This window comes from Methylobacterium sp. J-026 (assembly GCF_022829585.1).
Lineage (GTDB): Bacteria > Pseudomonadota > Alphaproteobacteria > Rhizobiales > Beijerinckiaceae > Methylobacterium.
On record NZ_JAKSYC010000254.1, the window covers coordinates 1 to 12,333 of the forward strand.

Annotated in this window: 20 protein-coding genes; 11 read left to right on the plus strand and 9 right to left on the minus strand. The window is 66.7% G+C overall.

Translation table 11 applies throughout. The features are described from left to right. From MKK69_RS21940 to MKK69_RS21975, 8 genes are all read right to left on the minus strand, one after another. Positions 1-447, minus strand: a 447-nt coding sequence (locus MKK69_RS21940) for a site-specific integrase (RefSeq protein ID WP_243971422.1), incomplete at its 3' end; no start/stop codon positions are given. Further along, positions 440-1,498, minus strand: a complete 1,059-nt coding sequence (locus MKK69_RS21945; RefSeq protein WP_243971424.1) for a hypothetical protein — start codon at positions 1,496-1,498, stop codon at positions 440-442. The genes MKK69_RS21940 and MKK69_RS21945, both read right to left, overlap by 8 nt. Before the next feature lie 3 nt (positions 1,499-1,501). After that, positions 1,502-1,753 carry a hypothetical protein gene (locus MKK69_RS21950; protein WP_243971426.1) on the minus strand — a complete coding sequence of 84 codons (252 nt, stop codon included), beginning with the start codon at positions 1,751-1,753 and terminating at the stop codon, positions 1,502-1,504. A 124-nt stretch (positions 1,754-1,877) separates the two neighbouring features. Beyond that, a complete protein-coding gene (locus tag MKK69_RS21955; RefSeq protein WP_243971427.1) occupies positions 1,878-2,414 on the minus strand; it encodes a hypothetical protein in 537 nt (178 codons plus the stop codon). A 52-nt stretch (positions 2,415-2,466) separates the two neighbouring features. After that, positions 2,467-2,769, minus strand: coding sequence for a ribbon-helix-helix domain-containing protein (locus MKK69_RS21960; RefSeq protein WP_243971430.1), 303 nt, complete (start codon positions 2,767-2,769; stop codon positions 2,467-2,469). After that, the gene (locus MKK69_RS21965) at positions 2,766-3,413 is read right to left on the minus strand and encodes a ParA family protein (RefSeq protein ID WP_243971432.1); all 648 of its coding nucleotides are present in this window, start codon (positions 3,411-3,413) and stop codon (positions 2,766-2,768) included. The genes MKK69_RS21960 and MKK69_RS21965 overlap by 4 nt, the downstream gene beginning before the upstream one ends. Positions 3,414-3,728: 315 nt before the next feature. Then, positions 3,729-4,037, minus strand: coding sequence for a hypothetical protein (locus tag MKK69_RS21970; protein ID WP_243971433.1), 309 nt, complete (start codon positions 4,035-4,037; stop codon positions 3,729-3,731). Further along, positions 4,034-4,312, minus strand: coding sequence for a helix-turn-helix domain-containing protein (locus tag MKK69_RS21975; protein WP_243971435.1), 279 nt, complete (start codon positions 4,310-4,312; stop codon positions 4,034-4,036). The genes MKK69_RS21970 and MKK69_RS21975 overlap by 4 nt, the downstream gene beginning before the upstream one ends. Positions 4,313-4,413: 101 nt before the next feature. Here MKK69_RS21975 and MKK69_RS21980 point away from each other — a divergent pair, with 101 nt between their 5' ends. The 10 genes from MKK69_RS21980 (at position 4,414) to MKK69_RS22025 (ending at position 11,088) form a co-directional block, all read left to right on the plus strand. Continuing rightward, on the plus strand, positions 4,414-4,704 hold the full coding sequence (locus MKK69_RS21980) for a hypothetical protein (protein WP_243971437.1): 291 nt from the start codon (positions 4,414-4,416) through the stop codon (positions 4,702-4,704). An 88-nt stretch (positions 4,705-4,792) separates the two neighbouring features. Further along, a complete protein-coding gene (locus MKK69_RS21985) occupies positions 4,793-5,074 on the plus strand; it encodes a hypothetical protein (RefSeq protein WP_243971439.1) in 282 nt (93 codons plus the stop codon). Between the two features lie 71 nt (positions 5,075-5,145). Further along, positions 5,146-6,063, plus strand: a complete 918-nt coding sequence (locus MKK69_RS21990; protein WP_243971441.1) for a hypothetical protein — start codon at positions 5,146-5,148, stop codon at positions 6,061-6,063. A 53-nt stretch (positions 6,064-6,116) separates the two neighbouring features. Continuing rightward, a complete protein-coding gene (locus tag MKK69_RS21995; protein WP_243971443.1) occupies positions 6,117-7,115 on the plus strand; it encodes a hypothetical protein in 999 nt (332 codons plus the stop codon). An 89-nt stretch (positions 7,116-7,204) separates the two neighbouring features. Continuing rightward, on the plus strand, positions 7,205-7,621 hold the full coding sequence (locus tag MKK69_RS22000) for a hypothetical protein (RefSeq protein WP_243971445.1): 417 nt from the start codon (positions 7,205-7,207) through the stop codon (positions 7,619-7,621). Further along, positions 7,621-7,896, plus strand: coding sequence for a hypothetical protein (locus MKK69_RS22005; RefSeq protein ID WP_243971447.1), 276 nt, complete (start codon positions 7,621-7,623; stop codon positions 7,894-7,896). The genes MKK69_RS22000 and MKK69_RS22005 overlap by 1 nt, the downstream gene beginning before the upstream one ends. Before the next feature lie 63 nt (positions 7,897-7,959). Further along, entirely contained in the window at positions 7,960-8,931 is a 972-nt protein-coding gene (locus MKK69_RS22010) for a helix-turn-helix domain-containing protein (RefSeq protein ID WP_243971449.1), read from the plus strand. A 313-nt stretch (positions 8,932-9,244) separates the two neighbouring features. Beyond that, positions 9,245-10,030, plus strand: coding sequence for a hypothetical protein (locus tag MKK69_RS22015; protein WP_243971451.1), 786 nt, complete (start codon positions 9,245-9,247; stop codon positions 10,028-10,030). A 97-nt stretch (positions 10,031-10,127) separates the two neighbouring features. Beyond that, positions 10,128-10,574: a hypothetical protein gene (locus MKK69_RS22020; RefSeq protein ID WP_243971453.1), complete on the plus strand. Its 447-nt coding sequence runs from the start codon at positions 10,128-10,130 to the stop codon at positions 10,572-10,574. A 7-nt stretch (positions 10,575-10,581) separates the two neighbouring features. Beyond that, complete coding sequence (locus MKK69_RS22025; protein ID WP_243971456.1) at positions 10,582-11,088, plus strand: hypothetical protein; 507 nt, start codon at positions 10,582-10,584, stop codon at positions 11,086-11,088. Positions 11,089-11,097: 9 nt separating this feature from the next. Here the strand turns inward: MKK69_RS22025 and MKK69_RS22030 are convergent, their stop codons facing one another. Beyond that, a complete protein-coding gene (locus tag MKK69_RS22030; RefSeq protein WP_243971458.1) occupies positions 11,098-11,811 on the minus strand; it encodes a hypothetical protein in 714 nt (237 codons plus the stop codon). A 176-nt stretch (positions 11,812-11,987) separates the two neighbouring features. On the opposite strand from MKK69_RS22030, the gene MKK69_RS22035 reads away from it, so the two are divergent. Beyond that, on the plus strand, positions 11,988-12,333 hold a 346-nt coding region (locus MKK69_RS22035), incomplete at its 3' end, for a hypothetical protein (protein WP_243971459.1).

A 12,333-nucleotide genomic window follows, 5' to 3' on the forward strand; every position in this document is an offset into this window, starting at 1 on the left:
GCCCGTCAGACTGTCGGGCGTCCGCATCAGGAGAGCAGCCAGGATCTCCGCGGTTGCGGCCGCCTTCTGCGTCGGGGCAACGCCTACCTTGCGCCGGGCGCCCTTCATGGCGGCGCGCACGCCTTCATCATCTGTCGGATCAGCGACGCCGGCCAGCTTGTGTGCGTACCGGATCGCGGCGAGCCTGCGGCCGAGCGTCGAGGCAGCGCGGCGGTCCTCCGCTTCCGAGACGATGAAGCCCGCCACGGCCTCAGGGCTCGCCGGCAGCGACCGGAACCCGTACCGGTCGCACCACGCCTGAAACACCAGCACGTCGCCGCGATAGGCACGCACCGTCGAGGGCGCCTTGCTGGCCTGCTGGTAGGCCCGGACGATCGCCGCGGCCTCTGCGGGCAACTGCCGGGGATCACCCGGTAGTTCGACAAGCAGGGTTTCGGGTTCAGCCATCGCTTCCATCGGCGGGAGCGGTGGTGACGGGAGGTGCGATGCGAACGGGGAAATTCTGACGTCCCAGCACGTCGGTCAAAGCCCGCACCGTGTCGTGATCCGAGAGCACCCGATAAGGGTGAACTCTATTGCGACTGTCCCGCAGAACGACAGGGTATTCGCACAACCCATCCCGTTCGATGTCCCGAGCCAATGCCTCGACCCGCGGCCGGTCTACCGGAGCAAGCCAGCCGTACAGCGATCCGATACGCCACACGTCGTTGATCGAAATCTCGGTTGGCTCAACTGCCTGCGCCCGCTGCCGGTGCGCCTCTCTCTCTGCCTCCTGGAATGCCGCGTCAGACAGGTTGCCGAACCGTGCGAAGAACTTCGCGACGCGATCAGCCCCGATCATGTCCACCAGGGCTACGGCGCCCTCCGCGATGATCGCGTCTTTCCGGCGCTGCTCATCCTCGCGAGCCACCCGCTCCCGTTCCTGCTTCCGGGTGGCGGCCGCTTGTCGCTTTTCACCCTTCCCCCGCAGGGCGTCCTCTTCGTCTCGCTCCTCCTGGGAGAGCGCCGCTCGCCGCGTCCTCTCCTTCTCGGCTGCGATGTGTTGTCGAGCTTGGTCCCGACCTTGACGTACGTCATGCAGAATTTTCTCAGGGCGAACCGTTTCGCCGGCCTCAATCCGGCGCAGCACCGCGGCGCGCACCTGCTCAGGCGTCGAGGGGGCCGACAGCTCATAGAGGACGCTCGGCGGCAAATACGACACCGTGTCGCTTTTATCCCCCAGCACCTCAGCGGCGCTCATGGCGCGCTGCGCGGATCGGGGCGTCATACCCATCTCGGCCTGCACCCATTCGAGGAACAGTCCGTGCTCAAGCTGAGCCTTGATCGCCAAGAGATCCCGGCCGGTCTCAATGACGTAGGCCATTTGTCGATCACGGTAGCGGTCGACCGCTGCTTTGGCTTGGTTCGCTGCTGCATCGTTCAGTTGGGAATAATCGAACCCTGCGGTGGCGGAAGGCGGGGTGTCGAGCGGCAGGAGATCCATGGTCTGCACATCCATCGTCTAGCTCCCCGGTTCGGTGGAGGTATTGGTTTCGGTCCGGCCCATCTGTTCGGCCAACTCCCCGCGCCAGCCATCTGCCAGAGTGAGGCCGCGCATCCTGGCTCGCGCCTCGACGGCGACGAGCACCCGTTGCCAGTGCTCGGGCGAGAGCTGCCACGGCGCGCACGTTAAGCCGAGATTGCGCACAGCGCTCGACGCGGCGTCGCGGACCGGGGCGAACGCATCGGCGGGCGAAGATAGCTGAGGCTTCATTTCATCATGCCCCTTTGGTCCCGCCCGATCATAACTTTCGAGAATGCGGTTTATCGAAAGTTATATCACGGATGGCATGGGAGCAAGCCAACGAGGGAGCTTGATAGCAAGATTGCGATGCAGATTAGGCCAGAGGATCCTGCGCAACTGTGCCGTCTGATGCTGCCGCGACGAGGTGCCAAGCCTCGCGGTACGGATCAAGCCAGCCGCGACTACGACCGAGCCCCTGCCGGCTGTAGTCGTGCATGAAGCTACGCATTTCCGTGTCGCGGTGAGCCTGCCCGTTCCTGCCAGGTGTCGTGAGCCAGGCTGCATGACTCTCGGTGATAGCTTCCGCGACGGTGGCGCTCGGAACGATCCAGCACCTAGGCGCGGCTGCAGGCGCATCGTCGAAATCCACGAAGGCATAGAACAGCAGCGCGCGCCGGATCGTCTCGTGTTTGGCCTTCAGCACCCAACCGCCGGTCCCAACGTTGATCCGAGCCTTGACCTGAACGGCCGCCAACGAACTGCCCAGCCGGTTCGAGACGATGATATCCGCATCGGGCACACCAGCCGGCGCGAGTGCCGCGATCAGGCCCCGCCGAAGAAGTTGGCACATGACGTAGTGCTCGGCCGCCGCGCCGAGGATTGTCGTGTTCACCCGCTCGACGGTCGCCATACGCTATCCTCGGATCAAGGGAGCTTGATAGCTCGCCAGCTTGGGAATGAGATCACTTGCTATGCCGGGCCACGAAATCGCGGATGGCCTCCTCGCATATCTCCTGAATGGTCCGCTCCTGTTCAGCCGCAATCACCTTGAGACGCTTGCGCGTGGCCGGGTCAATCCGCGTCAGGATCTGTACCCGGGCGTCCGCCTTGGCCTTCTCCGGTCGAGCGGCAGGTGCCGCGGTCTCGGGCGTCGGCAGGCTGGCCGGGGTTGGCTCACTATCAACGTTGCCAGTGACGCCCGGCGGATCCTTTCGGGCGAACCGGCCGGCGAGGCTGTCCAAGGTAGGGCGGGGCGCCTTGCTCATTGTGCCTTCTTCTCCCCAGCGGCCAGCGCCGCCTCGACTTCCTGCCAGAGTGCGGCGACCTCGGCCGCGGCCTTCCCGTCCGGTTCATGCTCGTTGACCGTGGAGCCGGTCAGGATGGCGTGGGACATGGCGACCCGGTTTGCCAGCGCCGTGGCCGCCACGGTCGCCCCCATGGCGACGAGCGCCGCCCGGGCCTCGGCGACGATCGCCGGCTCGGCCGAACCCGTGCGGGCCGGGGCGTGATTGATGACGGCGAGCGGCGCCTTGCCGACCCGCTGCGCGAGATCCAGCGTCGAGGCGACAGCCGCCAGGTCGAGCGGACCGGGCCGCGTCGGGACGAGCACGAGATCGGCCGCCCGCATGGCCGCGAGAATGCTGTCCTCGGCGTGCGGTGGGGTGTCGATGATGATCCGGCCGAACCCCTCGCGCCGTGCGGCCGCAACGAGGTCCGGCAGCTCGCGCGCGTCCGCCTCGATCAGCTTCGGCTCATCCGGCCCGCGGAGTTGATGCCACCAGGCGAGTGACCGCTGCGGATCCGTGTCGATCAACAGGGCGGGGCTGTCCGCCTGCGCGGCCAGAACCGACAGGTGCATTGAGAGCGTGGTCTTGCCGACGCCGCCCTTTCTTGCCGTGACCGCAATCACCTGCACATTCGCCCCCATTCCGTGCGATCAAGCTCGGCAGCAATCGAGCCCGCGAGCGATACTGTCAACGAGCCCGCGAGCCCGCCCGCTGGCGAGATGCGTATCTAGCAGGATCCCGAGACCACGAGATTTTAGGCCTGCACGATCCGAAGCCCGCGAGCTTGCGAAATTGCATGCTATCAAGCTCCCATGCTCCCAAGCTGGCGAGGGATCGCTGATTGGCCTATCTGAACGCCACCAGCCGCGGACGCGGTCGGAAGGTGCGCGAGGCCGGGCGAGCCGTGATGGTATGGCCGCCCGGCCGAAGCCTAGGCTTCAGTTGTCGAGCTTGCGCTTCGCGTCCTCAATCTGCGGCAGCAGTTCCTTGAGTTGGGCAGCCGCATCGTCTCGGATCATGCCAGGCACCATGCCGGCAATCAGGCCCAACCCGTTCAAGAAGATCAGCAGGGTCCGGATTTCGGCTTCGTCGAGATCCACACTGCCACCCGTCACCTTTTCCGAGACCCTGCCTGCCGCCTCGGACTGCGCTTTCATCTCGGCTGCCTGCCGCAGACCATTCTCGGCCTGGTGCTTCATGAACCACCCGATAATCTGCGCCTGCTCGGCACTGAAATCGATCCTCATGCCTCCCCCCTGCGCTTGCGGGTCCGAATGTTGGCTGGCGGGTCCCGCCGAAGCCGAACGCCTGGCAGGCCGCCGTTCTCCGGCAGGAACACTGCCCCCTCGCGCTCTAGCGCCTTTTGCAGCCCGTCGAGCGTCATCGAGTTCGCGCTGATCGGACCGTCTATCCGTTCGACCCGCTTAATCGTCTCGACCGACACGCCGGAAAGCTCAGCCAACTCGCCTTGCTCGAGCTTCAGCATCGCGCGCGCGGCGCGCAACTGCTCTCCCGTCAGCATTTGACACCTATCATGCAAAAACATGCGCGTTGAGTGTTGACGCGCTATCGGGATGGGATTACACGATAAGGGTAAGCAGTGACCCGCGCAAGGCATATCAGATGTCCCACCGCACCGTCTCCTGGACCCGCCTTTCCCGCTCGCTGCACGACAGCAAGCCGGTAATTCCCGCCGGTCTGCTCAGCGCCCGCGCCCTCATCCAGTTCGGCGCGCGCACCCGCCCCCTCGCCACCGCCGGCCAGTACGACCGGGCCGCCATCATGGCCGCCGCCTGCAAGGCCGCCATCGGCATCATGGAACGCTGCGGCGTCTCCCGCCGCGAGGCGATGTCCTCCGCCCTCAAGGCTGCCTGGCAGGTCGCCAAGGCCGCCCGTCGCGCCGCCGCTCACTGATCCCCTGACCGCGCCGGGCTGAGCCCCGGCTCGCACCCCCTTCACCACCACCGACCCACCGCCACGAGCCATCACCGGAGCCCGAACGATGTCCTATGCCCGCATCCCAAATTTCAGCCAGCCCGTCCCGGTCCGCAGCACCAGCGCCCGCACGGGCCGCCGCCAGACCCCGGTGGATCGCCGCTACCGCAACCTGCCCGACGAGCCGATCCCGGGCGAGATCGAGCCGTGGGAAGCCGTGACGCCTGTCCGCCCCGACACGTCGCACAGCCGGTCCCTGCGCTTCCTCGACGTCGGCGCCGAGCTGCTGGCCGCCTTCGCGATCATCGGCGGCGGCATGGTGCTCACCGGCCTCGCCTCTCTGCTCTGACACGCCGCCACCGCGCGGCAAGTGCTGCCGCGCCTCCGATCCCCTGATCCTGTGATCCCTGGAGCGTGACCATGCGCAAGCCAAAGTCGACAACCCCGACGGAGACCCGCCCGAACGCCCACCTCGAGGAGCGTGCCGCCACCGTGAAGCGCGGCAGGGGCAAGCTGCTCAAGCAGAAGGAGGCCGACCCGGCCGCGCACGTCGAGCTGGAGGTCGCGCCCTCACCGAAGGCGCGTCAGCCGGACGGCACGATCCCGGCGTCCAGCAATGCCACCCCGGACGCTTATGGGCTCATGATCGACGACAACGGCCTCGGGCTGCACGCGGGTCCCGGCGCAAGCGTCCTTGTCGAACCGGAGATGCCGGCCAAGGCAGGTCTCGCTGTCTTCTACATGAAGGGCGGCCGCGGCCCGGCGATCTTCGACCTGACCCGCGGCTTCCTGCCGGAGTTCGCGCGCCCGTTCGCCCCCGGTTCTGAGGTCACGCCACTGATCGAGGTGGTGGACCCTGTCACGGGCGAGTTCGGCCGCATCCGGGCAGACAGGGTCGGCACGATCCATCGCATCACCGGGATTTTCACGCCGGCCGAACTCATGGAGGGGCATGATCGAACCCCGGTCAAGCTGCCGGAGATGGCCGAGTGCCCGGAGGGTATGGGCGAGCACTACGTCGAGACCGCGGCCGCCTACCCTGCCGTGCGACCGGGCGAGATTGTCATCTACGATCCGAGCCGGCAGGAGCCGACGCACGGCGCTCTGTGCCTTTTGCAATGGAGCGGCGGCGCCCGTGACGTGCTGCTGACGAACTGCCGTGCCGCCGGCGGCAAGGGCGAAAAGCGGTGGTGGACCGACCCCGTCAACCGGCCAAGCAGCCGCGAGGTGATGGAAAGGCGGCAGGCCGCCGGCAAGCTGGGGACGCTCTATGCCAGCGATGGCCCCTACACCGATGCTCACCTGCGCGAGCGGATCGGCACATCGACAAGACGCTGAACGAAGACCTCCCGGGCCAACCCGTCGAGCCGACCATTCACGGTCATGCCTTCGTGGCGCTCATCAACGCCTGTCTCGGCCTGCACGAGGCGCGCTATCCCGGCATGGATCGGGATTGGGCCGAAGCTGCCGCCTACCACCCGGGGTTCCTGCCGTCACCGCAGCACCAGCCTTCCGGTCTGCTGCGCCTCGACTATGCCATCCCGCGCGAGGCGGCCCACCTGCTCGCGCTTGCCGAGGCCGAGTTCGAGCGGCGCCAACAGGCTTACGTGGGGGTTCGCGATCCATTTGTCTGGCCGAGGGTGGCGGCCGAGATGCGCCGCGACATGCGGATGGATGCCCTGGCAATCGTTGCCGCTCCGGCAGCAAGCAAGGCCCCCACGTTGCCTACGGGCGGGGATCCGATCTTCTCGGCGATCCAGGCTCACGCAGACGCCCGAGCAGCTTTCTCGGAGACCGTGAACCCGCAGGATCGCGCATGGGTTCAGCAGAACGGTGGCGACACGTCAGACGAGGCCATGGCCCCGGCTCATGCCGCATACGATGCCGCCGGAAAGGCAGAGAAACAGGCTTGGGCCGCCCTGTTCGGGGTTCGACCGACGACGCTGTCAGGCGTGCTCGCCATGATCCGCCACGCGCAGCAGTACGCCCCCATCAACGACGGACTGATCGACGGTCCAGCGCTAGAGGAAGTGTTCGGCGCCATCGCCGACAGCCTGTCGGGCGTCATGGCGACCGCGGCCGTTCCGAACCGGCTGGCCACCGACATCCTCGACGGTTGGGCATCCTGGGGTGCCACGCTTTCTGACGCTTGGACCAAACCCAACTTCGACCGGGAGACCGAGCGCCGGAACAGCCTGCTCGACGCTGCCCATGCGCTTCCCGCGACTCCCGAGGCGATCATACCGAAGGCCCTGGCCTGCGCGTGGATGGAATGGGTTGCTGTCGATAGGCCGGGTCAGCCGCGAGATGCCTACGGCTTCGCGGATCAGATCACCTTCGACCTCCACGCTGCCGTGATGGCGCGTGCGGCCAAGCAGGCGGGGCGCTGAAAGCGCCTCCCCCCTTCTCCTGTTGCCGCGCGTCCCGCCCCGGCCGGGTGCCGCCGGGTCTTTCCCTTCACACCCCGAGACCCGCACCCATGAGCAACGTGCTCACGTTCAAGCCGCGCCCGAAGCCAGCAGCGGCCGACCTCGCAGAGACGCCCGAGCCATTGGCCGGCGCCGAGCTGCGGGCTCAAATCGAGGCCGGCGTACAGGCAGCTCTCGACCTCGCAGACCACTACATCGCCGTGCTGAACGGCATCGACGGTTGTCCCGACCTGGAGGACGGCGCCGACGACGAGCCGTCCTTAGCCGCGCCGGAGAACCCCGCCGGCTCGCAGGTGGTCTACATGCGGGGCAGCGACCGGGACGGCGAGGCCGAGGCGCCTGAGACCGTACTGCCGGAGGTGGCGGCCGAGCTGCTGCCTGAGGCGCAGATCCTGCCCTGGCGAGGCCGAGGCAACGTCATCGCGGCGGCTGGCGTGGCGCTCCTCGACCTCGCAGGGGTGCGCTGATGCCGACCGCGCTCCCAATCCGGCCGGTGTCCGAGCGGCGCCTGTCCTGGCGTCAGACCGTCCGGTTTCTCGCCCTGGTGGCGCGCGTGCGCTGGCTCGACATGCGTGCCCACGCCATCGTCGGCCGGGGCGCGGGCTTCTCGGACGACCGGCTGCTGCGCCTGATGCGGAAGTGGCTCGCCTGCCACGAGGCTATCGCCGCCCTGCTGCCGGGCGTCCCCGAGCCCGAGCACGTCAGGGAGGTGCGGGCGATCCTTCGCGGACCGCCTCGCTAGCCAAACTGGAGCGGCAGAGACACCACCGCCCCTGTCGTGCCAGCATAGAAGCCTGGAGGCTACATGCGCGAACTTTTTAACCGACTGAGCGATGAAGGCGAACCGGGTATCCAGCGTCTGATTGCCGACCGAATGCAGGAAGGCGTGCAACTCGATTTTAAACAAAAAGGCGATTCCAAGAAGGGCGACTTTGACAATAATGACAAGAAGATCCTAGCTAAGGCCGTGTCTGGCTTTGCAAACTCTGCCGGCGGACTTCTAGTCTGGGGCGTGAACGCAGAGAAGGGGCAGGACGGCATCGACTGCGCACAAGCTCCGGCCGCTCCAATAGCTCAGATTGAGCTATTCCTGTCTGAAGCCACAACTCTCGTTGGCCAACTTATTCAACCGCGCCACGACGGCATTCATCTCTGCACGATCCCGTCGGCATCAGCGCCGGGTGCGGGCTACCTATTGATCTACGTTGAACGTTCAGAGCGTCGCCCTCATCGCTCAGAAGCGAGTGGGCAAAAGCAATACTTTAAGCGTGCCGGCGACAGTTTCTTTAAAATGGAGCACTACGACATTGAAGATGCGTTCAAGCGCGTGGCAGTCCCTGATTTGCAGCTAGCGTGGCGGCTTGACATTATCTCGACGAATGGCGCCGGTGATCAAACATCCGAACTTGTCCTTCAACTCAATAATATATCCGAGGTGACGGCTAAATACCCTTATTTATACTTTAAAGGACCTATCTTCGGCGACGTGCGGTCAGAGCCGCGCTTTGACTATCGGCGAAGTCAAGAAGGGGAATGGCTTTGCTTCCATGCCGGCGCCAACCAGGTGATAAATCCTGGAACAAGCTCATCTGTAGTCGAGATAAGATCTGGCATCGTCCTGCGCCCATTCGGCTTGTTCGAGTGGAACAACGCTCGCGAAGGCCAATACCTCGATTTAGAGTACCGCCTAGGCTGTGAGAACACCCGTCAACGAACTGGCAGGTTCATCCTCCCGATCGAAGGGCTGGCGGCGCGATCAGGCGTAGCTACTGGGTAGAGCGCCCCTGCGCCCCTCCCCCAACGTTGACTTAACCGTGCCGCCCGGCCGACATGGACCGTTCCGGTTGCACCCGCCCAGGCGAGTCGCAGCCACCGTCAGGAGAGCAACCGCTGCGGATCTGAGACCCTGAAAAGCCAACGGGCCCACCCCTGCGAAGGGTGAGCCCGTCGAAAACCTGGGGCCTTGTGGGGCCGGTCTGATCACCCCCCACAAGCCATAGCTCCCACCCGGGAGTCAAGACGGAACCTGTTTCCGTCAACGGGAAGGCTTTGCCTGGACCCTAGCCGCGGCCCGTGAGGGACCGAGGACGATGTTTCACGCCACCATGCGGTCGGCGATCGAGGGCGCGCGCACGCTTGCGCAGCTCGACGACCTGTCGCGCACCATCTGGCAGGCCCACGCCGCCGAGACCGTCACCGACGCAGAAGCGCAAGGGCTCGCCGAGGCGCTGCACACCCGCAGGAGTGCCGTGCGCGAGGCCGTGGTGCCCGTCGGCATTCCGCTCGGCCGTGTGACGCTGTTCCCGCCGAGGCGCGCCCAGCGGGCTCCTGAGCGATCCGTAGCCATCGAGCGCCGCCGCCGACTGGCCTTTTCCGGCCCGATGCCGCCCGCGCTCGGATCCCGGTTCACCACCGGACAGCTCGCGGTCCTGCGGATCGTCGGCGACGAGATGGCTCGCAACGGCGCGTGCGGGCTGTGTATCGATGCCATTGCGGCGCGGGCCGGCGTCTGCCGGAGGTTGGCACAAGCCGCGATCCGGCTGGCCGAGGGCGACGGCCTGCTGACTATCCAGGAGCGCCGCCACCAGGGCCGGAAGAACGAGCCGAACGTGATCCGCATTATCTCGCGGGAGTGGCTGCAATGGCTCCGGCGGGGAGGGCAAATGCGAAACCGTTTCGCATTCAGCGCGACGGGGCCGGCCGCCTCCGCAGGCATAGGATGCAAAACGATTCACCCCACGGATAGGGGAGATCCACAAAGGCAGGTTGTGGATACGGAATCGAAAAAAGGCTGCCGACAAGCGGCGGGCGACCTTGACCGATCAGACCGTACGAGAATCCGCGCGGGTGGTGGAAGCGGTCGAGCCATGCGGTGACGGTCTGCGGGCGTTCGGCAAGATGGACGGCACCTGGCGGTAGCCGGACGGCCGCAGTCTCGCGTAGGTTGTAGGAACCGATGCGGGAGGGGCGAACGTGCGGCGGGTGATTATTGCTGCGGCCATGGCCGCGCTGGTGTCTGCCTGTCAGACCGCCTCGACCACCTCGACAGGTCCGCGCCCCGAACAGGTCGAAGCGGCGCGCCCGCGCTTGGAGGCTTTGAAGGCCGACAGGGATGCGCGCCGCCTGTCGTGGGCCGAATGGGCGCGAAGGACCAACGCCGAGTTGCGCGCCCTGGCGCAGGCCCCGATCACCCCGGGCGAGGAAGAGATCATGGCTTACCGTGTCGTCCTGGCCGAGAGGGTGGACCGCAAGCAGATCACACCGGCCGAGTTCACCTTCGAGCAGGCCAAGGCCATCCGGCAGCTTGAGGACCGGAACAGCGCGAATCAGGTTGCGGCGCTGGCCGCGGCTCCGGTTGTCGGGCCGACCACATGCGTGACCAACCGAATCGGCGTCACGACGCTGACGAACTGCCGATGACACCCCGTTGCGCGGCGGCAAGCTCGACCGCATCTTGTGCGTGCGCCCGTCTCCCGGCAGCCCGAAGATGACGACCCCTCAGAGTTTCAAGATGACCAGCGGCGCCAGGATCCTCCGCGGGTCGAAGCGGATCGGCGCCTTTCTCGGCGGGATCGCGTTCCTGTCGGGCGCGGCGCTTTCAATCGGCAGCGCCTACGATACCGCCACGTATACCGCGTCGACCTACGCGCAGGCCCGATGTCTGAGCCAGAAGACCGGGGCAACCCTCATCGCAAATCAGTACGGGTCGGCCGCCCCGGAATACGTGTACGAGAGCAACGGCTGTCCCGGCCGCGCCTACGAAGCGACCGAGGCCGAGGTGCGGACGATCCTTGCCAAGGGTGCGCCGGCTTTCGGCCCGACGATAGTGTCTGAAACCTACCCCGGCTTGATGGCATCGACCCTGGCGGCGGTGGTCATCTTCGGCTTGTGCTGGGGCCTGGGCTGGGTTGGAGCCGGCTTCACGGCTGATTAACCGGCCGAACTACTGCTGCCCCAACGCCAGCCCCTCGCCCGTCGCAAGCTGCCCGAGCGGCAGCATGGGAGGCGGCGCCAGTAGCCGCGGCGCACCCCCTTCAAAGGACCGCCGAGCCGAAGCCGCGCCCAGGCCGCCGACGATCGCCCGCGTTCCGACCTTCGCCCCGTAGGTTCCGGCCGCAGCGCCGAGCCCGCCAACTTTGAACGCCACCGCGCCCGCGATCAGGTCCGCGAGCTTCGCGACTGCTTTGCGGCCCGTCTCTCCCGCCTCCCCGGCCTTGATCGCCCCGTCAGGCCGTATCGTGGCCTGCAATGCACTCGCAAGCCGCCGGAAGTGGCCCAACTCCTCGGGCTTGAACAGCGTGGAGGCTACGCCCCGGCCAGCGCCGTCCGTGAAATCGCGAAGCTGCCCGATCATCTTCGCTGCGGGCGTGGCGGGATCCATGAGCCGGTGAACGGCAGCCTGCCGAAGCCCGGCCCATTCATGACTGTCCGCCCCGAGGAACGCCCGGGCGGCCCGCGCTTCTAGCACGGCCCCAGGCTTGGCGCCGATCGCCCCCGAGCCGCCGAAAATACTGCGTCCCACTGCGTTCGGATCAAACCCTGTCCGCTCCAAATCGCTTGCCCAAGTCGGCATAGGCCGCCCTGCCGCTTCCGCCTGTCGGGTCGCGACCGCGAGCTGCCCGAGCCCGCTGCGCTGCTCCGGCGAGAGAAAGTTCATCAGGCCGCGGCCTCGCCCTGCGTCAGGTAGCGCAGGCGAGCGAGCGCGCGCGTAGCTATCCTGTTTGGCCCCAGGAACAGCGGGAACAGCGGGAACAGCCCGCAGGATCAGATACTTACAGTTCCCGGTCTCTCTCTCTAAAACGGGAACTGAGAGAGAAAACGGGAACTGAGCCCTTGCCGGCGTCCCCCGATGCCGCCCACCCGGCGCCCCTGCCGCCGACCTTCGACGAGCGCACCGCCTTCTTGGAGTACGAGTGCGGCTTGAGCCGCGAGGAGGCCGAGGCCCAAGCCCGGTCCGAGACCCGCAAGGCCGAGACCGAAGTGCTGGCGCCGGCGCCTTCGGTGTGGCGTCCACCCCTTCCGACTGCCGACGGTCTCGCCCTATGGCGCGCCGGTCTCGCGCGCCTCACCTCTATCGACCCGGACCGGTTCCCGGACGCTGTCGGGTATCGCGTCGGCGAGTGGGCTGAGGTCTATGCCCGAGCGACCGCGTTCCTCGACCAGTTCGGCTCGACCGCCG

What these genes read in the sequence shown, in the direction of transcription:
- MKK69_RS21945 (WP_243971424.1), bottom strand. Translation starts at nt 1,498, where the DNA reads ATGGATGTGCAGACCATGGATCTCCTGCCGCTCGACACCCCGCCTTCC.
- MKK69_RS21950 (WP_243971426.1), bottom strand. Translation starts at nt 1,753, where the DNA reads ATGAAGCCTCAGCTATCTTCGCCCGCCGATGCGTTCGCCCCGGTCCGC.
- MKK69_RS21955 (WP_243971427.1), bottom strand. Translation starts at nt 2,414, where the DNA reads ATGGCGACCGTCGAGCGGGTGAACACGACAATCCTCGGCGCGGCGGCC.
- MKK69_RS21960 (WP_243971430.1), bottom strand. Translation starts at nt 2,769, where the DNA reads ATGAGCAAGGCGCCCCGCCCTACCTTGGACAGCCTCGCCGGCCGGTTC.
- MKK69_RS21970 (WP_243971433.1), bottom strand. Translation starts at nt 4,037, where the DNA reads ATGAGGATCGATTTCAGTGCCGAGCAGGCGCAGATTATCGGGTGGTTC.
- MKK69_RS21975 (WP_243971435.1), bottom strand. Translation starts at nt 4,312, where the DNA reads ATGCTGACGGGAGAGCAGTTGCGCGCCGCGCGCGCGATGCTGAAGCTC.
- MKK69_RS21980 (WP_243971437.1), top strand. Translation starts at nt 4,414, where the DNA reads ATGTCCCACCGCACCGTCTCCTGGACCCGCCTTTCCCGCTCGCTGCAC.
- MKK69_RS21985 (WP_243971439.1), top strand. Translation starts at nt 4,793, where the DNA reads ATGTCCTATGCCCGCATCCCAAATTTCAGCCAGCCCGTCCCGGTCCGC.
- MKK69_RS21990 (WP_243971441.1), top strand. Translation starts at nt 5,146, where the DNA reads ATGCGCAAGCCAAAGTCGACAACCCCGACGGAGACCCGCCCGAACGCC.
- MKK69_RS22000 (WP_243971445.1), top strand. Translation starts at nt 7,205, where the DNA reads ATGAGCAACGTGCTCACGTTCAAGCCGCGCCCGAAGCCAGCAGCGGCC.
- MKK69_RS22005 (WP_243971447.1), top strand. Translation starts at nt 7,621, where the DNA reads ATGCCGACCGCGCTCCCAATCCGGCCGGTGTCCGAGCGGCGCCTGTCC.
- MKK69_RS22010 (WP_243971449.1), top strand. Translation starts at nt 7,960, where the DNA reads ATGCGCGAACTTTTTAACCGACTGAGCGATGAAGGCGAACCGGGTATC.
- MKK69_RS22015 (WP_243971451.1), top strand. Translation starts at nt 9,245, where the DNA reads ATGTTTCACGCCACCATGCGGTCGGCGATCGAGGGCGCGCGCACGCTT.
- MKK69_RS22030 (WP_243971458.1), bottom strand. Translation starts at nt 11,811, where the DNA reads ATGAACTTTCTCTCGCCGGAGCAGCGCAGCGGGCTCGGGCAGCTCGCG.